Source organism: Oceanicaulis sp. (assembly GCF_051859625.1).
GTDB lineage: Bacteria > Pseudomonadota > Alphaproteobacteria > Caulobacterales > Maricaulaceae > Oceanicaulis.
Window position 1 is genome coordinate 527,625 of sequence record NZ_JBHYFH010000001.1, and the last position, 22,983, is coordinate 550,607.

Genomic DNA, 22,983 nt, shown 5'->3' on the forward strand with positions numbered 1-22,983 from the left:
AGCCAATAGGGATAGAGCCGCTCCAACTCAACCCAAGTGTCAGAAGGGATGCGGCACAGAAGGCTGACCAATCAGCCTCTTCCTTTACCGCGCCCACTCGGGGAATGGATCCAGCCGCCCGGCCCATAGCTCTGGCGCGTAGTCTGAATCCCCTTCCACCAGGCATTCGTCCAGTTCTCGCCGGATTAGGGCCTCGTCCATGCCGATGCCAATGAAGACAAGCTCCTGACGGCGGTCCCCCCAGACCTCATCCCAGTGCGTGTCGACCATCTGATCGAAATCACGTCCGCTTGGCCAATGCTCTCGCGGGACCGCCGCCCACCAACGCCCAAGACCTTGATGACGCACCAAGGCGCCGGCCTGGCTCAGCTCCGCCACCCAGTCCGGGCGTGTGGCGATCCAGAAATGGCCCTTGGCGCGGATGACGTTGGGCCATTCACGACCGAAGAAGGCATGCAGCTTCGCCGGATCAAAGGGCGCGCGCGCCCGGTAGACGAAATGCTCGACGCCATATTCCTCGGTCTCGGGCACATGCTGGTCGAATTCATAGAGCTCCTTGGCCCAAAGCGGATGATTGTGCGCCTTCTCAAAGTCAAACCGGCCCGTATTCAGAACCTTGTCGAGATCGGTCTTCGAAAAGCTGGTCTCGATGACCTCTGCCTCGGGGTTAAGTCCTGCAATGACCTTCCGGACGGTCTCAAGGTGCTGAGGGGTGACTTGCTCGACCTTGTTGATGATCACGATGTCCGCAAACTCGATCTGATCGACAAGAAGATCGATCACAGCGCGCTGATCCCCCTCACCGGCGGTTTCCCCGCGGTCAGAGAGAAAATCAGTCGAGGCGTAATCCTTCAGAAGGTTCACGGCATCCACGACGGTGATCATGGCGTCGATCTTTGATACATCGCCCAATGACTGACCGGCCTCGTCCCTGAAATCAAAGGTCGCCGCCACGGGCAAGGGCTCGGAAACCCCGGTGGACTCAATCACCAGCGCATCGAACCGGCCGCTTTCGGACAGCTTGCGAACTTCGGTCAGAAGGTCTTCGCGCAACGTGCAGCAGATGCAGCCATTGGTCATTTCAACCAAGGTTTCATCCGTACGGGTGACCTCGCCCGTGCGCGCCACCAGATCGCCGTCGATATTCACCTCGCTCATATCATTGACGATGACGGCGACCTTCAGACCCTGCTGATTGGTCAGGATGTGATTGAGCAGCGTCGTCTTGCCCGCGCCCAGAAATCCGGACAGGACGGTGACGGGAAGTCGGGTGTCCGACGGGTGAACGGTCATGACGCGCTCCATACGTTACGTTATCACGTTTCATATCGATCCCCGTCGGCCTTTGTCAAAGGCTGGTTCCATCTCGATTGAAGCCCCTCCCAAAGCCTGACCCGCCCAGGCCTGGTTTGAGCGCCTGCTGGCGTCGCTTACCAGCTCAATGACGGCCGCATGATCTATGTGCCCGAAGGCGAGCCGGAGGGCTGACCGTAACAAAAGCGGTTGGGATGCGGCTGATGGTGAACCCTGATGCAGGCAACGGACACACTCTTTAGGCGCGACTGTGCATCATACATTTCCGGACTATCGAAAAAGCCCGCCAGAGACTGGCGGGCTTTTTGTGTCCAGCGCTGGGCTTCTGGATCAGGCCTCCAGAACAAACACGTTCCAAGACAAGGGTTTGAGCGTGGCGGACAGCATTTCGTCCGTGAAGTCATGCTCGCCATGAGAAACCGGCGCCACCTCATCGGGATTGTTCTTGTCGTTGATGGCCTTGAGGTCCGCATGATGAAGCTCGTGCGCTTCTTTGACCTTGCCGAGCGACAATCCTTCAAGCTCCACCTTCAGATGCATGGGTTTGTCCTGAGCGCGGTTCAGCGCGAACACAACGACCCGGCCTGACTCAGGGTCTCGGATCACAGTGCTGACCAGTAGAGGCGCATTGTCATGATCGCCGGCCTTGAAACCGCCCGTCTCCACGACCGGACGGAGCACCTCGCCATGGGCCAGTCGTGACGCCAGCGCAAACGGATGGAAAATTGTCTGACGCCAGGCCGGACCGCCGGTTTCCGTCATGATTGGACCGATCACATTGACGAGCTGGGCCAGGCAAGCCGCGGTCACTCGATCCGCATTGTTCATCAGGGTGATCAGGACGCCGCCAACCACCAGCGCATCCTCGAAATTATAGACTTCCTCAAGGATCTTGGGAGCTTCCGGCCAGCCCGGCTTGCGCAAATGGCCTTCGCCATGGGCTTTGTACCAGACATTCCATTCATCCAGCGACAGCATGATCCGCTTCTTGGACCGCCGTTTGGCCGCTACGGCGTCAGCAATGGCGGCGACTTCGTTGATGAAGCTGTCCAGATCATCAATGCTGGTCAGGAATTTGGCGATGTCGTTGTCATCATTGCGGAAGTACTGGTGCAAGGAGATGTAGTCGACCTCCTCGAAGCACTGGTCGAGCACATCATATTCCCAAGCGCCATAGGTCGGCATGTCGCGGAAGGACGAACCACAGGCCGCCAGTTCCAGATCATCATCGGCCCAGCGCAGGACCTTGGCGGTTTCAAGCGCAGCCCGGCCATATTCGTAAGCAGTTTTCTTGCAGATTTGCCAGGGGCCATCCATCTCGTTGCCCAAGCACCAGAACTTGATGTCATAAGGCTCTTCCACGCCATGCGAGCGGCGCAGATCCGACCAGTAAGTGCCCGAGGGATGGTTGCAGTATTCGATGAGATTGCGCGCCTCATCCGGTCCGCGCGTGCCGAGATTGACCGCGAACATGGGCTCTACATCCGCCTTGGCGATCCAGGTCATGAACTCATTTGTGCCGAACTGGTTCGTTTCGGTCTGCCCCCAGGCGAGGTCACGCTTGACCGGACGCTCCTCCTTGGGCCCCACCCCGTCTTCCCAGTTATAGCCGGACAGGAAATTGCCGCCGGGATAACGGATGATCGTCGGGCCGAGCTCCTTGGTCAGCTCCAGCACATCCTGCCGAAAGCCGTTCTCATCGGCGGTGGGGTGGCCCGGTTCATAGATGCCGCCATACACGCAGCGGCCCATGTGTTCGACAAACGTGCCGAAGATCCGGCGGTTAAGCGGGGCGATCGTGAAATTGCGGTTCACCACCAGGCGCGCATCATGCATGGACGTTTCTCCCTTGGGATAAATCAGTAGCTTTCAAGCAGCGCTTCCGCGCGGCGATCCAGATCAGCCTGGGCCTGGCTCACCGGCTTGAGACCGGTAACCGCTGCTGAAACTTCCTGTCCGACAATCGTTTCAAGCGGGAACTGGCGCCGGACATAGCGCGGTAACGGCGTGGCCTGTTCAGCAAGCCCGCTCAGGTCCTGACGGTGGGGCAACGCAAGCCAGTCTTCACTTTCAAGAACATCTGTAAAAACCGGCAAATGTCCGGTCCGGGACCAGTCAAGATTATGTTCAGCGAAGAAGGCCAGGAACCGGGCGACAGCCTCCGCCTCCGCTTCACTGCGCCGCGGATCAACCGGCATGGCCCAGCCATGTCCGTCAGCAAAGACGCGCTGCTGGTCAAACAGGCGCGGATAGGTGCGCACGGCATATCCGTTCGACAGAGGGCCGCCAGCCTCTTTTGAGGCGTCCTCAAACGCGCCGACCATCCAGGTGCCCACAATGAAAACGCCGCCGTCGCCGCGGAGAAAACCGCTCACGGCCGCGGAATAATCCTGATTTTTCGTAGTGAAATCGCGCTCGAAAACGGTGCGGAACACCTCCAGCGCGGCAGCCACCTCATCCGATTGAAAATCGGCGGCTCGCGGTTCGGGAAAAAGCTCAGCGTCCTGCTGTAGGGCCAGCGTGTAGAAGTTGCGGGCGAAACTTGCGTATTCATTCGCTGTGCTGAGCACGAAATACGGGCGGCCTGTCCGCTCGCGGAACTGCTCCGCCTGAGCATAGAGCTCTTCCGGGCTGGACGGCAGGATAGGCTGCCCCGTCTCGTCCACAAGCCCGGCTTCGCGGAACAGGTTCATGTTGATGTGCCAGAGCGGCGCCCAGGTATCGATGGGCAAGGACCAGCGCGCGCCCTCAATGGTCGACGCCAGGTCCGCCGCCTCGGTGAAGCGTGCTGGATCAATACCGGCCTGCTCCAGAAGAGGCCCCATCGGCTCAAGCAGACCACGGCTCTGATAATCTGGCAGAACCGAGCCATGCATGGTGACCAGATCAGGGATGTCATTGGCGGCGAGCTGCGCCGTCAGCTGATCATAGCCCGGCCAGAAGACGATGTTCTCTTCAACCCGGATATCAGGATTCTCCGCCTCGAACTTGTTGATGATGGCGGTCATGATCCCGCATTCACCCTCTGCGGAAGCAATATCGGTCACATCGCCGTATTCAGCCTCGCACGCGCCAAAGATGCGCTGGATCGTGAGCGTCGTACGCTCATCGCGTTCGCAGCCTTGCAGCAGCATGAGTGACAGGCTGGCGAGGATCAGGAACCGCTTCATTTCACCGCCGCCCCGGCGACCGCCTGAATGATGTATTTCTGGAAGTAGATGTATACCAGCAGGACCGGCAGGGCCGCGAATACCGCCTGGGCCATCAGGAAACCGAGCCCTTCGGTCTGGGCGAAGTTCTGCTGCTGCGACGCGATGCCGACGGTCAGCGTGAACATGGAGCCCTTGGTCGCGGAGACCAACGGCCACCAGTAATCGTTCCAGGCCGTCAGGAAAGTGAAAATCCCAAGCGTGGCTTGCGCTGGAATCGTAAGCGGCAGCAAGACCTTGCGGAAAACCGTGAAACGGGAGGCGCCATCCAGGAGGGCCGCTTCATCAATCGCTTTCGGGATCGCCCGGAAATACTGGGTCATTAAGAACACCCCGAACGGCGCCGCGAGCCCGGGAATGATCAAGGCCGGGTAGGTGTTGTGGATCGACAGCCAGGAGAATATCTGGTGCCGGGCGATGATCACCGCCTGCTCCGGCACGGCCAGTCCCAGAAGGACAATCACAAAGAGGATGTTCTTGCCAGGAAACTCCAGTCGCGCGAAACCGTAACCCGCCAGCGAGGAGAGCGCGAGCACTCCCGTAGTGACGAAAACGGACACAATAAGACTATTCAGCACCCAGCGCAGGACCTGACCATCGGCAAGGATATTGAGATAATTGTCCAACGTGTACCGCCCGTTGAAAGCGGTCGCGGTACTGGTCATCAGCTCACTGTTGTCCTTGAGCGATAACAAGAGGACCCAAGCCAGCGGAACTATCATCAGAATGGCGGCCGCCACGACTATCATCGCGGTAATGCGATTGGTCGACGCCTGCTTCTTCCCCGCCCAAGCCATTACGCATCACCCTTGCGATTGGTGAGTCCGTATTGCGCCATCGCCACCAAGACGATCAGAGCAAACAGGATTTGCGCAGCCGCTGAGGCATAGCCCAGCTGCCATTGCCGCCATCCTGATTCATAGATGAACAGCACAAGGGGTCGGGTGGCGTTATTCGGTCCGCCCTGGGTCATCAACTGAGCCTGACCGAACAGCTGGAACTGCAAGATCACCTCAATGATCACCACCACGATCGTAGTGCGTTGCACGGCTGGCAGCGTAATGTTGCGAAAGGTGCGCCAGCGTCCTGCCCCATCAAGGGCTGCGGCCTCGTACAATTCTCTCGGCACTTGTTGCAAAGCCGCGAGATAGAGCGCCATCGGCAGCCCTATGCACCACCAGATCGTGGTGATGGCGATCGCCGGCATCGCCAGATAGGGCGAGTTGAGCCAGTTCACAGGCGCGGCGCCGAAGATCTCGTTGATCAAGGCCAGAAGCCCGCCATCAGGGATGAACACCAGGCGCCAGACGAGCGTCACGACGGTCACGGACAGCACAGTGGATGAAAAGAACACGCCCCGGCAGATCGTAGCCCATCGGGTTTGCCGGTTCAGCGCCATAGCCAGCAACAGGCCGATGATCGCCAAAGCAGGCACGGTCAACGCTACGAAGTAGAAGGTGTTGAACACAGCGCGCCGGAAAAACGGGTCTGCCAGAAGCGCTGCATAATGGTCCAAACCGACAAAGCGCTCGACCCCGAACAGGTCCGCTCGGGTCAGCGACAGGCTGAAGCCCAATCCCAGCGGCAACACGATCATGAAGACGAACACGACCATGTAAGGCAATACAAACAATGCATTGCGCCAGCCCTTGTCGCGGACTGGTTTGGGGCGCCGTGACGCCAGGGCAGAAGACACGGCGTCAGTCATGAACGCTCCGCGTGATGCGCGCCCCCGGAAGCATCAAACAGGTGCGCCATGTCCGCCTGCGCCTTGAGCTTCACGGAGTCTCCGGGGTGAACATGAGACACCCCCAAATCCTCGCCTATCACCCGCACGCCATTGGCCAGATCGACATGCAGCAGGGTGCGCTCTCCCAGTCTTTCGACCATGCGCGCCGTACCGACGAAGTCCTCTCCACTGTCTGTCAGCCGCAGAAACTCCGGTCTTAGACCCAGCTCATAAGGACCATCCTTCAACGCCGTCATCGGCACCCGCGTATCCAGCTCCGGCCCGTCCTCGATTTGCGCGCGGGCATAGCCGCCCGCACCCTCGACGATCCGACAACGCAGTATGTTCATGCTCGGAGAGCCGACAAACTCGGCAACAAAGCGAGTCTCAGGGCGGTGATAGACATCCATCGGCGCGCCGATCTGCTCGATCCGGCCTTCGTTCAAAACCACGATCCGATCAGCCATCGTCATGGCCTCCACCTGGTCGTGGGTAACAAAGATCATGGTCGCGCCCAGACGCTGATGCAGCTGGGCCAGCTCCACCCGGGTCCGGGTGCGCAGGGCCGCGTCGAGATTGGAGAGCGGCTCATCAAAGAGGAACAGTTCTGGCTTTTTGACAATGGCGCGCGCAATCGCAACGCGCTGTCGCTGGCCGCCCGAGAGTTGATCGGGTCGTCTGTCCAGCAGCTCCTCGATTTCCAGGAGTCGGCTCGCTTCGGTCGCCCGGTCGCGAACTTCCGGTTCAGGCACCTGCGCATTACGCAGGCCGAACGCCAGATTTTCATAAACCGTCATGTGCGGGTAGAGCGCATAGTTCTGGAAAACCATGGCCACGCCCCGTTGTCCGGGCGCAAGATGATCCACGCGACGGTCGCCGATATGGATTTCGCCTTCATCTAGCGTTTCCAGACCAGCGATCAGACGCAATAATGTGGACTTGCCGCAGCCGGACGGCCCGAGGAGCACCAGGAACTCACCGCTCCTGATATCCAGTGTAAGCTCATCGACCGGACATGTGGGCCCGAACGATTTGGCGACGTTCTTCAGCGCGACGCGTGACACCGCGTCCCTCCCCTCAACATTTATATGTTTTATAGGATGATAGACAACGGTATCTAATTCCGACTGTCAATCATGCATCGCCGACTAGCTGCATACGAATTGCTAATATCTGAAAGCCCTGTGCGGGAGCGGACCGTTGATCAGGTTCACTTGTCAGACCAAAGCGCTTAAGATTATAAGTCACATAAATAAGGAAATATACGGAAAGGGGAGGATGATGAGATCAAACCTGTGCACCGCGATGTTAGCAGGAGCGGCAATGACGCTGACCACTTCGACAGGGGCGCTCGCCGCGCCTCCTGAACGCAGCATTTTCGGCGTCCTGGATGACGGACGCACGGTCGAATCCGTACGACTGACCAGCGATGCGGGCATTTCAGTGCGCCTCATAACCCTCGGCGCAGCAATCCAGTCCCTTCACACACCCGACGCTGCAGGCGAAAGCGCCGATATCGTGCTCGGTTATGACACGCCGCAGGAATATCTTGATAAAGGCCAGTATTTCGGCTCCAGCGTGGGTCGCTACGCCAACCGCATTGCACAGGGCCGCTTCGAACTGGACGGGCAGACCTATCAGCTCGACGTCAATGACGGTGACAACCACCTCCACGGCGGCGCTGACGGTTTTGACCAGCGTCTATGGACCATTGAAGAGGTCTATGACGGCGAACGTTCGGGCGTTGTCCTGTCCCTGGTCAGCCCGGATGGCGATGGCGGTTATCCCGGAGAACTCCAGGCCCGTGTCACCTATGAGCTAACGGATTCAGGCGAGCTGAGCATCGTCTATGAAGCCGAGACCAGCGCCCCCACCATCGTGAACCTGACCAATCACGCCTATTTCAATCTGGCGGGCGTCAACAGCGGTGAAAGCATCCTGGACCAGACCCTCGTCTTGAATGCCGACCGCTTCACTCCCGTAGATTCCGGGCTCATTCCCACAGGTGAATTGCGCCCTGTCGTCGGCACGCCCTTCGACTTCACCCAGCCCCGTCGCATCGGGGAATCAGTGCGTGATTACACAAATGAACAGCTCCGCCTCGGACGCGGTTATGATCACAACTGGGTCCTGCGGGATGCGCCTGGCGCGCTCGAACTGGCGGCCGTGCTGGAAGATCCGGCCAGTGGTCGCCGCTTGGAGATGCACACCACGGCGCCCGGCATCCAGTTCTACTCCGGCAATTTCCTGGACGGCACGCTGACTGGCAAAGACAGCGTCGCGCACCGCCAAGGCGATGCCTTGTGCCTGGAGCCGCAAACCTTCCCCAACGCGCCCAATGAAGCGCGCTTTCCGTCTCCCCGCCTCAATCCGGGTGAGACCTATCGCAATGAAATCGTCCTGCGGTTCAGCGTCACTGACGCCGCAACCGACTGACACTTGCACAGGACTTCAGTTTAATGAGCGACACCAAACGTCGATCCGAAACGAACCTTCGCTCGCGACACTGGTTTGACAACCCCGAAAACCCGGACATGACGGCGCTTTATCTTGAGCGCTATCTCAACTTCGGTCTGTCCCTGGAAGAGCTGCAATCCGGGCGTCCCATCATCGGCATCGCCCAGACCGGCAGCGATCTGTCGCCTTGCAACCGGCACCACCTCCAGCTGGCTGAGAGGGTGCGTGAAGGCATTCGGGAATCGGGCGGAATTCCGATTGAATTTCCGGTTCACCCCATCCAGGAAACCGGGAAACGTCCAACCGCAGGGCTGGACCGGAACCTCGCGTATATGGGCCTTGTAGAGCTGATCTACGGTTACCCTATTGACGGGGTCGTCCTGACCATTGGCTGCGACAAAACCATGCCGGCCTGCCTGATGGCGGCCGCGCAGGTCAATATCCCCTCGATCGCCCTCTCGGTCGGCCCCATGCTGAACGGCTGGTACAAAGGCAAGCGAACCGGCTCGGGAACCATCGTCTGGCAAGCGCGCGAAATGTACGCCGCAGGCGAGATCGACAAAGAGGAGTTCATCCGCATCGTTGCATCCTCCGCGCCTTCGACCGGGTATTGCAACACCATGGGCACGGCCACCACCCTGAATTCCCTGGCCGAGGGACTGGGCATGTCCCTGCCCGGCTCGGCGGCGATCCCGGCGCCTCACAGGGACCGTGCCGAGAACGCCTACCATACCGGACGCGCCATCGTGGACATGGTTCACGCGGACCGCCGACCCTCTGACATCATGACGCGCAAGGCGTTCCTGAACGCCATTCGCCTGAACGCGGCGATCGGCGGATCCAGCAATGCGCCCATTCACCTGATCGCCATCGCCCGCCATCTGGGCGTCGAGCTCACGTTGGATGACTGGCAGACTTACGGTCGCGATCTGCCGCTCCTGGTCAATCTCCAGCCCGCCGGCGAATATCTGGGCGAGGATTTCAATCGCGCGGGCGGCGTGCCCGCGGTGATGTCCGAACTGATGGCTCAGGGCTTGATTGAGGAAGATGCGCTCACGGTGAACGGCGCGACTATCGGCGAGAACTACAAGGACGCGACAATCCACGACGAAGACGTCATTCGACCCTTCAGCCGTCCAATACGCCAGAATGCCGGCTTTACGGTCCTTCATGGCAATCTGTTCGATAACGCCATCATGAAACTGAGCGTGGTTTCGGACTGGTTCCGCAAGGAGTTCCTGTCTGATCCAGCAAATCCGAATGCCTTCGAAGGCAAAGCCATCGTCTTTGACGGGCCTGAAGATTATCACCACCGCATCGACTCTCCTGATCTGGGCGCGACTGCGCGCTCTATCCTTGTCATGCGGGGCGCCGGTCCGATCGGATATCCAGGCGGGGCAGAAGTCGTGAACATGCGCCCACCGGCCAGCCTGCTGGCGGAAGGCGTAGAAGCCCTGCCCTGCATTGGCGATGGCCGCCAATCCGGCACATCCGGCAGCCCGTCAATCCTGAACGCTTCGCCCGAAGCGGCAGTGAATAGCGGCCTGGCCCTGCTTCAGACCGGCGACACAATCCGGGTCGATCTCAATACGGGCGAAGTCAATGCGATGGTCGACGCCGACGAATGGGAACGCCGCAAAGACGCTCTGGAGCAACAGGGCGGCTACAAGTATCCCGAGAGCCAGACGCCCTGGCAGGAAATGCAGCGCAGCGTTGTCGGAGATTTGGGAACCGGCGCCGTTCTGGAACCGGCTCTGAAATACAAGGACATCACCCGGAAGTATGGGCCGCCTCGTAACAATCATTAAGCATACCACTTGCGCATGACGGGGCGACACTGGGAACTCCAGTGTCGCCCCGTTTTCATAAGAAGACGCCTGAGGTTCAGCCTTCCTCGCGAAGCATCCGAGCGACATAGACTGGCGCATCAGTGCCGCGTGTCACGAAGCGGATCTCGACCTCGTCCTTACCCTGGGTAAGAGCAAGAGGAAGCGGATAATCCACAGCGTGAAATTCCTGATCGGGTTCACGATCCCGACGCTCTCGGGCAATGAGCTGGCCGTCAACCCGGACCTCGAAATCCTTGTTGATCTCTTCACCCCAATACAGAGCCTGCAAGATCATGGGGCCATCATCGACCGCCAGATCAAAGGCCATCCAGTTGCCCTCGCCCCACCAGGCCTGGCGCCCGGTCAACCCGCCAAAAGCGATCAGGTCCGCCTGATTGAAGCGGAAGTCATGATCGCGTTCGGGCTGCATTTCTCCCAGATGGATGACGTCCACTGTCCGGGCCTGCAGAACCGCTTCCGCACGCTGCTCAGCTTCAAACGCATCACGTTGAAGCGCCCATTCCTCCGGGGTGAAGCTTGGAAAATAGACGGCGGATCGCCTGTCATACTGGCTGAAGAAAGGGCTTAGAGTGAGCCCCCGAGGTTCAGCGCCCCCCATGGCGTATTGCGCAAACCCCGCGCCCGTCGCCTGCAAGGCCGCTCCAGGATCGGCGCTGATCAGCGCTGGCGGCAAGGCCTCATAGGGCTCCGCTGCGTCGCCAAGATCCGCCCCCAACACCAGAGGGCCATGCAAATAAGTCGTCAGGTTGGGGGCATCCGGCGGCGTTTCCATTGAAAGCGCCATTGGCAGCCTGAGGCGGATCACGTCTCCGGCGCGCCATCTGCGAGTGAGGCGCAGATAACCGGCTTGAACCTCCACCCTATGAAGCGCCCCGTTTATGGACAGTTCCGGATTGGCGCACCAACCGGGTATTCGCAAGGCCAGACTTCGATCGGCGTCTGGCGCGTCCTCGATGGTGATCGTCACCTGCTCGTCCATCGGAAAATCGGTGTCCAGCGAGATCGTCATCCCGCCATTTCTCCAGTGAGCGCGGGACGCGTAATAGAGGTTCAGATAGAGACCGCCCTCATCTTCCCACCAGATGGACTCGCCATGTTTGGCATGGCTTTCCATGCCGCTGCCCACGCAACACCAGAAACTGTCCTCAGGTTCTGAATAGATCCGTCGCGAGCCCGACGCCAAAGGCATGAAGTATACAAACCCGCCGGTCTGGGGGTGCTGGTGCGCCATGATGTGGTTGAGATGGGCGCGCTCGTAATAATCCAGTATCGCCGGGTCGCCCGACCAGGCATGCAGATGGCGCGCCAGCTTGAGCATATTGTAGGTATTGCAAGCTTCACAGGTTCGGTCTGTCAGGCGCCCCGCGATGACATCGGGTTCGGGGAAATGTTCCCGCTCTGAATTGCCGCCGATCACATAGGAATAGTGGTCCGTCACAAGAGCGTAGAAATGCTCGCTCGTTTCCCGGTATTGCGTCTCGCCTGTCAGCTCGTGAAGGCGCGCCAGACCAATGACTTTGGGAATCTGAGTGTTGGCATGCAGCCCCGGCAAGGGGTCAGCGCCGGCGGCCAGCGGGTCCAGCACTGACCTATGCCGGATCCGTTCCGCCAGGGTCAGCCAGCGCCGCTCGCCGGTCAGCGCGTAGAGTTCGGCATAGACTTCGTTCAGCCCGCCATGCTCGGCGGCGAGCAAGGTCTGCATCTGGCTGTCATCGAGCCCCTCGAGTATCTCCGCGAGATATGCCGCCATGCCGAGCAGAACCGGCCTGGCCGCGTCCAGCTCAGCGTGACGCAACGCGTCGATCAGACCGGCCTGAACCTTGTGCCAGGTGTACAGCGGCACCCAGCCCCCGTTGATGTCGAAGCCGCCAGTGCGGATGTCGTCATCTCGCAGTTCTTCAAAGATGATCTTGCCGTCAACGACTTCGCCGTTTCGTTCGACAGTCGTCCCGCCCACATAGCCGTCGCCGTGCGCCGCCTGACACATTGCCAGCTGGTCGACCACATAAGCGACCCGCTCCCGTAATTCGCCGCGCCCGGTCTGGGCATAGGCCAGCGCGCAGGCCGTCAGATAATGGCCCAGAGTATGTCCGGCGATGCCGCGGGCTTCCCAGCCGCCATAGACCGGCCCGCGTGGCTCCAGACCCGCGCTGAGATGGAAATTGTGCAGCAGCCGGTCGGGGGAAAGGAACAGCAGGTATTCACTGTTTCGTTCAACAGCGTCTGCGAAAATCGAAGGCTTGAGCCTCACATCCCGCAAGGGCAAGGGCTGACGGCGCGTCGACCGTCCTGTGAACGCGGCGGCGGGCATCCAACCGGGCGCCACGGCTCCCGCAAGCGCCAGAAAACTGGCGCTTGCAAGAAATCCGCGTCGAGACTGCATTGAGATCAGTCCTGTGCGATGCGCACGACCGTCACCGAACGCGGTTCCAGCGCGAAGCTGAGAGCCCCATTCCGCTCACGGGCGCCGTCATAGATCGCCGGAGTGACCGTTTCAGGCGCCTCAAAGGTGTTGTGGGCGTCAATCGATGCGCCGGTCAGCACCTCACCCGTCACCGAACCGCTCAGATTGGTCGGTACAGTGATCGCCTCGGTCGGGTGCAGATTGATCAGCGACAGGACCAGATCGCCATTCTCCATGCGCGCGAGCGACGCGTCGACATGCGGAAAGGCATCGCCGCCAATCTCCACCGACGGCGCCTCGATCGTGAGATCAATCGGCGTCGCGCCACGGAAGGGCTGATACATGCGGATGAGATGATAGGTCGGCGTCAGGATCATCTCTTCGCCACGCGTCAGGATGGACGCCTGAAGCACATTCACCATCTGGGCGATGTTGGCCATCCGGACCCGGTCGGTATGACGATGTAAGATGTTGTAGGACAGCCCCGCCACAAGCGCGTCGCGAATGGTGTTCTGCTGCTCGAGGAAGCCCGGAGTGGAGCCTACGGTGGATTCAAACCAGGTGCCGAACTCATCCACATAAAGACCGACCCGTTTCTCCGGATCATACTCATCCATGATGGCGCTATGCTCGGCCACAAGCTCTTCCAGGAACAGGGCGTGATAGAGCGTGCGACCCCACTCGGACTCGGTGAACTCGGTGGCGGCGCCCTTGTCTTCCCAACGCCCTGCGAAGGTGTAGTAGTGCAGCGACAACGCATCCATCAGCCAGGGACGCGCATCGCGCATCAAGGCGCGTGTGAAAGCGTAATCATTCACATTGGCGCCCGTGGCCACACGCGCGACACGCGTTTCGGCGCCCGGAGGCGATTTGATGAAGGTGGCGTAGCGATTGTGCAAATCGGCTGAGTATTCGCCGGTCATGTGACCGCCGCATCCCCAACTCTCATTGCCCACACCGAAATAAGGCATATCCCAGGGCTCGTCACGACCATTCGCGCGCCGTTCCTCCGCCAGGCTCGTCTCCATATCGGAGGTCATGTATTCGACCCATTGAGCCATTTCACGCGGCGAACCGGATCCCATATTGCCTGCCACATAGGCGTCAGCATTGATCAGCTCGGCGAAATTCATGAATTCGTGCGTGCCGAAGCTGTTATCTTCGGTCACCCAGCCCCAGTGCGTATTGATCCGCACCGGACGCTCGTCACGCGGCCCAATGCCGTCACGCCAGTCATACTCGTCTGCGAAGCAGCCGCCCGGCCAACGCACCACCGGCACGTCGAGGACGTTCAGCGCCTCAACGACATCCTGCCGATAGCCATTGGTGTTGGGGATATCGGACTCCGGGCCAACCCAGATGCCTTCATAAATGCCGCGACCCAGATGTTCGGCGAAGTGACCATAGATCTCCGGCGCTATCGGAGCGCCCGTGGCGTCCAGATCGGCTCTGAGTTCAGCGTTTCGCGCAGGTCTCCAGTGATCGAGACGCTCTTGCGCGTCAAACACGTCGGCGGGATTGGGCGGCCCGTCTTGCAGAGCCAGACTTGCAGGCGCCAGCGCACCCGCGGCCAGAATAGCGGCAAACGCCACCGCAGAGTTCGTAGTCCGTTTCATGACATTCCTCCCTTGTGTCATGCATGACCGTGCGCACTTGCCGGCGCTTGGGTCATCAGAAGTCGTTGAATGGCCCTACCGTTTGGCGTCGGCCGATGTGAAAAGCGTCCGCCACAAGTTGAAAGGGTGACATGTCGACGTCTGACCGACGCTCCGCCAACAATTGAGCGAACCGGCGATACAGACGGCGGTATTCGGGGTCTTCGGATGTCTTGACCGGAGCGTCATCCAGCCAGAGCCGCGAGGCGCCGTCAGTCAGGCGCAGCGTTCCGGTATCGGTTTCGACTTCGATCATCCAGGTCTGCTCGCCAGTCTGGTCAAAGTCGAACTCGACCCGGACAGGCACATCGCACCCACATCTCATATCGAGATCAGCGGCGATCGGAGCGTCCTTGTTTTCCGGGAAACGCAAGTCAGCCCTGTCGAGAAGCACGGGCCCGGGCAGGATTTCAGTGAGCACCGAGAGGGCGTTCACCCCCGGATCAAACACGCCGACGCCCGGGCTCCAGATCCAGCTTTGTCCTGGATGCCAGACGCGCACATCCTCTTTCCAGTGTGTGGTGACGCGCTTGATCATCTTGTCCGCGAGCCAGCTCTTGGCCGGCTCAACGGCGGCGGCTTCACGCGAATGCCAGGTCGCATAAAAAACGCGGTCCGTCTCGGCGGCTAGCGCAACACTGGCGCGCGCCTCACTCACGGTGGCCGCGGGTGGTTTTTCGATCATTACATCAAGCCCCAGCGTCAGGGCTTCGCGCACCACGTCTAGCCGTCCGAACGGCGGCGTGCAAACAGACAGAGCCGTCACCTCCGGGTGAGCGGCTTTCATGGCGGCGAGCGTCGGATAGCCTGGAACGCCCTCAGGCGCCGTGTGTCGCGTCACGGCTGCAACCAACTCAAAATCCGGGCTTTCGGCGATGTGCGGGATGTGTTGGTCCCGCGCGATCTTGCCGATGCCGATCAGGGCGAGTTTGACCTTACTCACAACGCTTTGACCTCGACGCTGACCTTGGAGGCGCGCTTCAATGGGTTGCGCAAAGGCAGTCGGAAGGGCGCGGCTTCAATTTCGAAAACATCTCCCTCCCGGGTTTCAAAGCCATCCGAGAACGACAATGTCGCCGTGCCGAAGAAATGCACATGCACATCACCGGGCCGACGGAATTGCTCATACTTGAAGTGATGGTTCTCCAGATTGGCCAGCGAGTGAGACATGTTGTCTTCGCCCGAGAGAAAGTCCTTCTCCCAGACGATCTCGCCATTGCGGATGATGCGGCTCTTGCCGATCACGCTAGGGGGCAAATCGCCCAGATAGAGCTCCGGCCCCAAGGAGGCGGGACGCAATTTGGAGTGTGCGAGCCAGAGATAATTGCCACGCTCGGTGATGTGGTCAGAGAACTCGTTGGCCAGCACAAATCCGAGACGACGCGGGCAGCCTTCGTCGTCGATCAGATAGACGCCCGCCACTTCAGGCTCTTCACCGCCATCCAGCGCAAAGGCCGGAGACTGAAGCGCCTCGCCGCTCGCCACGACGCCGGAACCATCGCCCTTGTAGAACCATTCAGGCTGGGCGCCCTCCTCGCCCGGGGCCGGCTTGCCGCCCTCCAGACCGATATTGAACATGCGCATGGAATCCGTCAGCGTTTCGCCGGCGGCCGCCTTGTGCATCTTGTCACGGCCTTCAGCCGAGCCCAGATGGGTCAAACCCGTGCCAGTGAGCGCCAGATGGGCCGGATCGCCATGACTGATGGGCGCCCGCAAGGCCTTCACGGTCTTGGGGTCATCAAGATCAATCTCAGCGCCCGCCTGACGGCTCGCCAGCTCTGCAAGAGACACGCTTTCTGAAAGCGCGGCTTTCGCCATGTCGAGCACGTGCTCATAGCCTTCAATGCGGCGCGCTGGCCCCGAGTCATCGAGCAAAGCGATACTGGGCGCGTTTGAAGCGTCGATATACTGGACCAGCCTCAGCGTCATGGTTTCCCCCGATTAATTTGTATCTTGTCTAGTTACTGTACTGGATGGCTCAGCTGCGCCATTCGCCATCGACGCGACGCAACCGTCCGTCCAGCCCCTGGCCTTTCAGCGAGGCCGGCAGCAGGGCTTCAGGGATGTTCTGCAAACAGACCGGCCGCAGGAAACGATCAATCGCCATGGTCCCCACAGAGGTGCTGCGCGTATCACTGGTCGCCGGGAACGGGCCGCCATGAACCATGGCGTGGCAGACTTCCACGCCGGTCGGCCAACCATTTGCGAGAATGCGGCCCGCCTTGCGCTCCAGAACCGGCAGAACTTTCGAAGCGAGCGCATGGTCGGACTCGGTCAGATGCAGCGTAGCGGTCAGCTGGCCCTCAAGTCGTTCAAGCGCCTTGATCAAACTCGCTTCATCCTTGCAGCGCACGAGCACGGAACTGGCCCCGAAGACTTCCTCGCTCAGCGCGGCATCACCTTCAAAGATGTCGGCGGCCGCTTCAAAGAGTGCGGGCCCGGCACCACAGGCATCGCCATCCTCGCCGCGCGCCAGCTTTTTCACACCCTTGACCTGGGCGAGCTTCTCCACGCCGCTGTCATAGGCGGACTTGATTCCCGCGGTCAGCATGACTTGCGGCGACGCGGCCTCCACCGCTTTGCGCGCGGCGTCCACGAAGGCGTCCAGCTCCGGGCGATCAATCGCAAAGACAAGCCCCGGATTGGTGCAGAACTGACCGGCGCCCATGGTCAGCGAACCGACAAAGGCTTCGCCCAGTCCAGCCGCGTCTTTCTCGAGCGCGCCCTTGAACAACACGACCGGGTTTACGGCGCTCATCTCGGCGTAAACCGGGATGGGCTCGGCGCGTTCGGCGGCGATCTTCATCAAGGCCAGGCCGCCGCCGCGCGATCCAGTGAAACCCACGGCCTTGATGTTGGGATCCGCCACAAGCGCCTGACCGCCCTTGTGTCCGGTATCCGCCACCATCGAGAAGACGCCTTTGTGCAGACCGCAATCCTTGACCGCCTTTGCGATGGCGCCGGCGACGAGTTCACACACGCCCGGATGGGCCGGGTGCGCCTTGACGACCACGGGGCAGCCCGCCGCCAAGGCCGAAGCGGTGTCCCCGCCTGCAACCGAGAAGGCCAGCGGAAAATTGCTCGCGCCAAAGACCGCAACCGGGCCCAGCGCGACCTTACGGGTGCGCAAGGCAGGGCGAGGCGCAGGCTCCCGATCGGGAAGCGCGCTGTCGATACGGACGCCTTCATACCCACCATCGCGCAATTCACTGGCGAACAAACGCAGCTGGTTGGCTGTCCGGCCGCGTTCACCTGTCAGACGCGCTGTCGGCAGGCCAGTTTCCAGAACGCCGCGCTCCAGCAGTTCATCGCCCAGCGCCTCGATATTGTCGGCGATCGCTTCGAGAAAGCGCGCGCGATCTTCCGGCGCGCTTGCGGAATAGGACGCGAAAGCATCGCCGGCTGCTTCACAGGCCTTTGCCACATCCGCCGTCGAAGCAATGGAGAAGGTTTCTCTGAGCTCCTTGCCCGTCGAGGGGTCCACGGCCTTGTAGGTTTCGCCGTTGGCCACGCGTTCGCCTGCGATGAAAAGTTCGCCGGTGATACTCATCCGTCGGTGCTCCGATTTTTGCGTCGGGACGGCGGTTCACCCGCCAGACCCATCAAGAAGTTGGCTAAGACGATAAATATGATAATTTGCCATGACAAGACAGCCCGGCGGCTTTTTCAAAGTCAGCAAGAGGCTGCTTTTTGAAAATGCGGGAGGGGCGTTCATGCCAGAAGGATTTACAAGACGTGCTGTTTGGGGTGCGCTCGCAACAGGTGCGGCTGCCGGGCTTGGCGGGTGTTCGCTCGCGAGCTCCAGATTACAGCCTGCAAGCGGTCTTGCTCCGCTAGCGCTGAGCGGGAACCTGACCCCCGTCCACGATCCGGCCATCCTCAAGACGGATGGCGTCTACCATCTGTTTTCCACCTCGCACATGGGTGAAGCGCCCGGACTTGTGCACTGGCGAACATCAACCAATCTCACAGACTGGACCCTGCACGGCGCCGTTTTTGCCGAAATGCCGGACTGGACCCGAAGCGACTATCCGGAGAGTCGCGGGCTTTGGGCGCCTGATATCGTCACCATAGAGGGCGAACATCGCTTGTATTATTCGGTCTCAAGCTTTGGCGAAAACAAATCCGCCATTGGCATGGCGGTTTGCAACGACCTGTCGTCTCCCACGTCCTGGGTTGATCGAGGGCCTGTCTTCCGATCAACGGACGCCAATGATTACAATGCCATTGACCCCGCCGTCTTCACAGACGCCGATGGGCGACACTGGATGTCGTTCGGCAGCTTCTGGAGCGGCCTGAAGGTTTTCGAGCTTGATCCGCTCACAGGCCTGGCGCTGGAAGCAGAGCCGGAGCTGCATGCCATCGCCCAGCGACCCAGCCCCGGCGCGATCGAGGCGCCTTTCATCATTGTCCGCAACGGCTGGCATTACCTGTTCGCCTCGTTTGGCCTGTGCTGCCGCGGGGAAGAGAGCACCTATCGCACCGTTGTCGGGCGCTCCCGACAGGCGACTGGCCCATATCTGGACCAGGACGGGGTTGACATGATGCAAGGCGGAGGAACGGTCATTCTTCAAGCCGCGGATGACCCCGATGGCCGCTTTGTCGGGCCGGGCCATTGCGCGGTGTTGCGCGACACAGACCAGGATTATCTGGTGCATCACGCCTATGACCTGCAGGCGGACGGAATACCGACATTACGAATTCGTCCCATCCAGTGGCGCAATGATTGGCCCGTCGTCACTTGACGGACGGACCTGAAACCCCTCTATTTGTCAGATAAATATGCTCAAGCGTCACACAAGGCGCACGGCATAGGGGGAGGAACAGGATTGCGACGCCCGAATTCGGGCGCGACGATCCGAGCAGTGTCTCCCTTAGGCAGAGAGGTGACTTGTCGGCGTGTGTGGCGCCGCAGGCGTCGCCAATGAGAGGGAAAATGTCGTTCGTTGCGCTGGACTGGGCGATCCTGGGGCTTTTCGCCCTGGTGCTGCTGGGGGTGGTCGTCTGGGTCGCCCTGATGAAAGAAGAAGATACCGAGGATTATTTCCTCGCTGGTCGCAACGCCGGCTGGCTGGTCATCGGGGCCTCGATCTTCGCCTCCAATATCGGGTCTGAACACCTGGTCGGCCTGGCGTCTGCGGGCGCTGAGAACGGCATGGCCATGGCCCATTGGGAGCTGCAGTCCTGGCTTATCCTGGTGCTGGCCTGGGTTTTCGCGCCCTATTTCTGGCGCGCCAAGATCTTTACAACGCCGGAATACCTCGAGAAGCGCTATTCCAGCCGCACGCGGACCTTCTTCTCCTTTATCTCCCTTGTGTCCTACGTGCTCACAAAGGTGTCCGTCACCGTGTTCGCCGGCGGCCTGGCCATTCAGGAAATCTTCGGCATCGATACGATGTTCGGCATCGACTTCTTCTGGATTGCTGCGATTTCACTCGTGCTCATCACCGGCCTTTACACCGTCGTCGGCGGCATGAAGGCGGTGCTCTGGACATCTGTCATCCAGACACCGGTGCTGCTGTTGGGCTCGGTGATCATCCTTTTCGTCGGGCTGACCCAACTCGGTGGAGATGGCGGGCTAATGGAAGGGTTTGTCGTCCTGAAACAGGCCAGCGGCGAGAACATGCATCTATTCCGTCCCATTGATGATCCGGACTTCCCCTGGCCCGCCGTGGTTGGCGGATCGATCATCATTGGCGCCTGGTACTGGTGTACAGATCAATACATCGTCCAGCGCGTCCTGTCGGCGCGTGACATGACGCAAGCGCGGCGCGGGGCCATTTTTGGCGGCTATCTCAAACTCCTGCCGGTCTTCATCTTCCTGATGCCGGGCATGATCGCCGCCGCCATGGCCCAGGAGGGACTGATCTCGCTGGAAGGCGGCGCCAACGCCGCCTTCCCCACCTTGGTCAGAGAGCTGTTGCCGGCAGGGGTGAAGGGCGTGGTGCTGGGCGGCGCGATCGCCGCTTTAATGAGCTCGCTGGCCTCGCTCTTCAACTCATCCGCCACGTTATTCACCGTGGACTTCTATGAGCGTATTCGCCCCGGGCTCACGCAGAAACACTATCTCTCCGTAGGCCGGAGCGCGACACTGGTCGTTGTTCTGCTGGGCATCGCCTGGGTGCCGGTCATCCCCATGCTGGGCGATTCCCTGTATGAAGCGCTGCAAAAGGTTCAGGGTCTGATTGCGCCCGCCATCGTCGCGGTCTTCTTCGTTGGTCTGTGGTCGACTCGCGCCACGCCCGAAGCTGGCTTCTACGGCCTGGTGGCGGGCTTCGCCGCCGGCATGCTCAGGCTCGTGCTTGACCTGTCGCCTGGGCTGACCAACGCCCACCCCGCCCTGACCGCAATCCAGTCCCTGAACTGGCTGTATTATTGCTGCGGGCTGCTGGCGTTCACGCTGGCGGTCATGTTTGTGGTCTCTCTGGTGACCCGTCCGAAATCGCGTGAAGCTCTAGACGGACTGACACATCAGTCGATCTCATCTGAGCAGGCGCAGGATGTCAGGGCCAGCTGGAACCTCTGGGATGTGGTTCACACCGTGGCGATCCTGTCGATCACCGCTATCATCTATATCATTTTCTGGTAGGCCCGCTTGCCGCTGGCGTCAGTCAACAGGACGCCAGCGGCTTTCGGGAAGACCTTTACAATCTGTCTTGTAGACAAAAACCGAACCGGCCTCAGGGGTGCGCTCAAGCGCGTCCGCGCTCATCTCGGCTCGCGCGGTCGTGACGAACAGCAAGTCCAGCGCTTCGCCGCCGAACGCCACGCAGCTGACATGGGGCGCCGGAACCGGCACGTGACCCAGAATGCGGCCCTGCGCGTCATACCGCACGACCCGGCCAGCCCCCCACTCCGCATTCCAGACACAGCCGTCTGCATCCACAGCTGACCCGTCAGGCGCGCCCGCGGCGCATCTTGCAAACACGGCCTGCCCGCTCGGCCGACCGTCCTGAAAATCAAATGACCAAATGGTCTTTTCAGGCGTGTCTGCGAAATACATCGTCGCCCCATCAGGGCTCCAGCACAGACTGTTTGAGATGCCGATCCCCTTGAGGTGAACAGAGGCCTGACCAGACGCATCCAGTCGGAACAATGCGCCATCCCCTGAGTGGCGCCGGGCCGCGGTCTCGACCATGGTCCCGGCCCAGAAGCGCCCCATCCGGTCTACCCGGCCGTCATTGAAGCGGACATCGCTGGCCAGTTCAGGCCTGGCAAGCCAGTCCACCTGGCCCGTCTCGAAATGGAAAAGTGCGAACCCGCTTTCAAATGCAGCAATCAGGCAGTCTGTGCGCCCTTCGACGAGTCCAATGGAGCCAATCCGTTCAGGCGTTTCAAAGACTTCGAATGCTTCAAATGGGGTGCGCGCCCGGCACAGCCTGGCGCCTTCAATATCGACCCAGAATACCGCATGCGCCTCTTCGTCCCAGATCACGCCTTCCGCAAGCGTCGCCTTGCAATCAAGGCGGCCAATCAGTTCAGCCTTCAAGACATCAGACGCCATTTGATTTTCCTTGATAATACGGGTCAATCTTAGCCGAGCACAGTTGTGTCGTCCTTTTCCTGCGCCTCATACAGCAAAGTCTTGGATTCGATGATCAAAGCGCGAATGGAGGACTCAGCCGCTTGCTGGTCGCCCGCCCTGATGGCCTGCAGGACGCGATTATGCGCCGGGATGGAAGGGCCGCGCCCGGCCTTGCGGGCGTTGGTGATCCGGATTGAAAATCGCAAAGCGACTTCAACCATATAGCGTAAGCTCCAGAAGAACCGGTTGCCGCTGCCGCGCAAAATGGCGACGTGAAAGGCGATATCCGCTTCCAGGGAATCGTCATTGCCGGATTCGGCATCAATCATCCGCTGCAGCGCGCCCTCCATTTCAGCAATCATGTCTGGATCCCGCATACGGGCGGCCAGAGCCGCCGCAGCCGGTTCGATGGCAAGCCGCACATCCGCAAACTCCAGAATCAGCGGCAGAACATTCTTGCGGTGAAGCAACCAGCCCAGCAGGTCAGGATCCGCCAGATTCCAGTCGCCCTCGGGTTTGACGACCGTGCCGCGGCGGGGGCGAGTATCAACCAGCCCTTTGGCGGCGAGCATTTTCACTGCCTCACGCAGTACCGTACGGCTGGCGTTGAATTCAATCACCAGATCCTTCTCAGGCGGCAGGGACGATCCGGGCGGGTACTTGCCCGTCGCAATCTCACGGCCCAGGGCCTGATTGACGCTCATGGTCAGGTTCTGATGTCGTTCCATTACGATGTCCGCTCTGCAGCTTTTTATATTATCATATGCTTACAGCGCGGCCCGAGTGGGTTCAAGCTTACCTGAAGTCTTGAATGCACAGGAAAACTGGCGCCGCCGAACC

The 22,983-nt window shown here is 60.4% G+C and carries 17 protein-coding genes; 4 read left to right on the forward strand and 13 right to left on the reverse strand.

Annotated features, from left to right (window positions below):
- Nucleotides 1-84: 84 nt before the first annotated feature.
- The 6 genes from ACTIGF_RS02495 to ACTIGF_RS02520 all read right to left on the reverse strand — a co-directional run bounded on the left by ACTIGF_RS02495 (nt 85) and on the right by ACTIGF_RS02520 (nt 7,316).
- On the reverse strand, nt 85-1,293 hold the full coding sequence (locus tag ACTIGF_RS02495) for a GTP-binding protein (protein WP_439635367.1): 1,209 nt from the start codon (nt 1,291-1,293) through the stop codon (nt 85-87).
- 351 nt (nt 1,294-1,644) lie between these two features.
- Nucleotides 1,645-3,150, reverse strand: a complete 1,506-nt coding sequence (gene arfA / locus ACTIGF_RS02500; protein WP_439635368.1) for an arabinosylfuranosidase ArfA — start codon at nt 3,148-3,150, stop codon at nt 1,645-1,647.
- Nucleotides 3,151-3,173: 23 nt separating this feature from the next.
- Nucleotides 3,174-4,484: an ABC transporter substrate-binding protein gene (locus tag ACTIGF_RS02505; RefSeq protein ID WP_439635369.1), complete on the reverse strand. Its 1,311-nt coding sequence runs from the start codon at nt 4,482-4,484 to the stop codon at nt 3,174-3,176.
- On the reverse strand, nt 4,481-5,320 hold the full coding sequence (locus tag ACTIGF_RS02510) for a carbohydrate ABC transporter permease (RefSeq protein WP_439635370.1): 840 nt from the start codon (nt 5,318-5,320) through the stop codon (nt 4,481-4,483). Before ACTIGF_RS02510 ends, ACTIGF_RS02505 begins: the two co-directional genes overlap by 4 nt.
- Nucleotides 5,320-6,231 carry a carbohydrate ABC transporter permease gene (locus ACTIGF_RS02515; RefSeq protein ID WP_439635371.1) on the reverse strand — a complete coding sequence of 304 codons (912 nt, stop codon included), beginning with the start codon at nt 6,229-6,231 and terminating at the stop codon, nt 5,320-5,322. Before ACTIGF_RS02515 ends, ACTIGF_RS02510 begins: the two co-directional genes overlap by 1 nt.
- Nucleotides 6,228-7,316, reverse strand: coding sequence for an ABC transporter ATP-binding protein (locus ACTIGF_RS02520; protein WP_439635372.1), 1,089 nt, complete (start codon nt 7,314-7,316; stop codon nt 6,228-6,230). The genes ACTIGF_RS02515 and ACTIGF_RS02520 overlap by 4 nt, the downstream gene beginning before the upstream one ends.
- A 259-nt stretch (nt 7,317-7,575) precedes the next feature.
- Here ACTIGF_RS02520 and ACTIGF_RS02525 point away from each other — a divergent pair, with 259 nt between their 5' ends.
- Nucleotides 7,576-8,688: an aldose epimerase family protein gene (locus ACTIGF_RS02525; RefSeq protein ID WP_439635373.1), complete on the forward strand. Its 1,113-nt coding sequence runs from the start codon at nt 7,576-7,578 to the stop codon at nt 8,686-8,688.
- 23 nt (nt 8,689-8,711) lie between these two features.
- Entirely contained in the window at nt 8,712-10,517 is a 1,806-nt protein-coding gene (locus ACTIGF_RS02530) for an IlvD/Edd family dehydratase (protein WP_439635374.1), read from the forward strand.
- A gap of 76 nt (nt 10,518-10,593) precedes the next feature.
- Here the strand turns inward: ACTIGF_RS02530 and ACTIGF_RS02535 are convergent, their stop codons facing one another.
- Genes ACTIGF_RS02535 through ACTIGF_RS02555 form a run of 5 tightly spaced genes read right to left on the reverse strand, consistent with a single transcriptional unit; the run spans nt 10,594 to nt 18,168 of the window.
- Nucleotides 10,594-12,942: a beta-L-arabinofuranosidase domain-containing protein gene (locus ACTIGF_RS02535; RefSeq protein WP_439635375.1), complete on the reverse strand. Its 2,349-nt coding sequence runs from the start codon at nt 12,940-12,942 to the stop codon at nt 10,594-10,596.
- A gap of 5 nt (nt 12,943-12,947) precedes the next feature.
- Nucleotides 12,948-14,579 (reverse strand): alpha-N-arabinofuranosidase, encoded by a 1,632-nt coding sequence (locus ACTIGF_RS02540; protein WP_439635376.1) that lies wholly within the window; start codon nt 14,577-14,579, stop codon nt 12,948-12,950.
- Nucleotides 14,580-14,634: 55 nt separating this feature from the next.
- Nucleotides 14,635-15,561, reverse strand: coding sequence for a Gfo/Idh/MocA family protein (locus ACTIGF_RS02545; protein WP_439635377.1), 927 nt, complete (start codon nt 15,559-15,561; stop codon nt 14,635-14,637).
- Entirely contained in the window at nt 15,558-16,547 is a 990-nt protein-coding gene (gene araD1 / locus ACTIGF_RS02550) for an AraD1 family protein (protein WP_439635378.1), read from the reverse strand. The genes ACTIGF_RS02545 and araD1 overlap by 4 nt, the downstream gene beginning before the upstream one ends.
- A gap of 49 nt (nt 16,548-16,596) precedes the next feature.
- Entirely contained in the window at nt 16,597-18,168 is a 1,572-nt protein-coding gene (locus ACTIGF_RS02555; protein WP_439635379.1) for an aldehyde dehydrogenase (NADP(+)), read from the reverse strand.
- A gap of 163 nt (nt 18,169-18,331) precedes the next feature.
- On the opposite strand from ACTIGF_RS02555, the gene ACTIGF_RS02560 reads away from it, so the two are divergent.
- Entirely contained in the window at nt 18,332-19,363 is a 1,032-nt protein-coding gene (locus tag ACTIGF_RS02560) for an arabinan endo-1,5-alpha-L-arabinosidase (RefSeq protein WP_439635380.1), read from the forward strand.
- A gap of 191 nt (nt 19,364-19,554) precedes the next feature.
- Nucleotides 19,555-21,207: a sodium:solute symporter gene (locus tag ACTIGF_RS02565; RefSeq protein WP_439635381.1), complete on the forward strand. Its 1,653-nt coding sequence runs from the start codon at nt 19,555-19,557 to the stop codon at nt 21,205-21,207.
- An 18-nt stretch (nt 21,208-21,225) separates the two neighbouring features.
- On the opposite strand, the gene ACTIGF_RS02570 is transcribed toward ACTIGF_RS02565, so the two are convergent.
- Both ACTIGF_RS02570 and ACTIGF_RS02575 read right to left on the reverse strand, forming a co-directional pair.
- Nucleotides 21,226-22,122: an SMP-30/gluconolactonase/LRE family protein gene (locus tag ACTIGF_RS02570; protein WP_439635382.1), complete on the reverse strand. Its 897-nt coding sequence runs from the start codon at nt 22,120-22,122 to the stop codon at nt 21,226-21,228.
- A 29-nt stretch (nt 22,123-22,151) separates the two neighbouring features.
- Entirely contained in the window at nt 22,152-22,871 is a 720-nt protein-coding gene (locus ACTIGF_RS02575; RefSeq protein ID WP_439635383.1) for a FadR/GntR family transcriptional regulator, read from the reverse strand.
- Between the last annotated feature and the right edge of the window lie 112 nt (nt 22,872-22,983).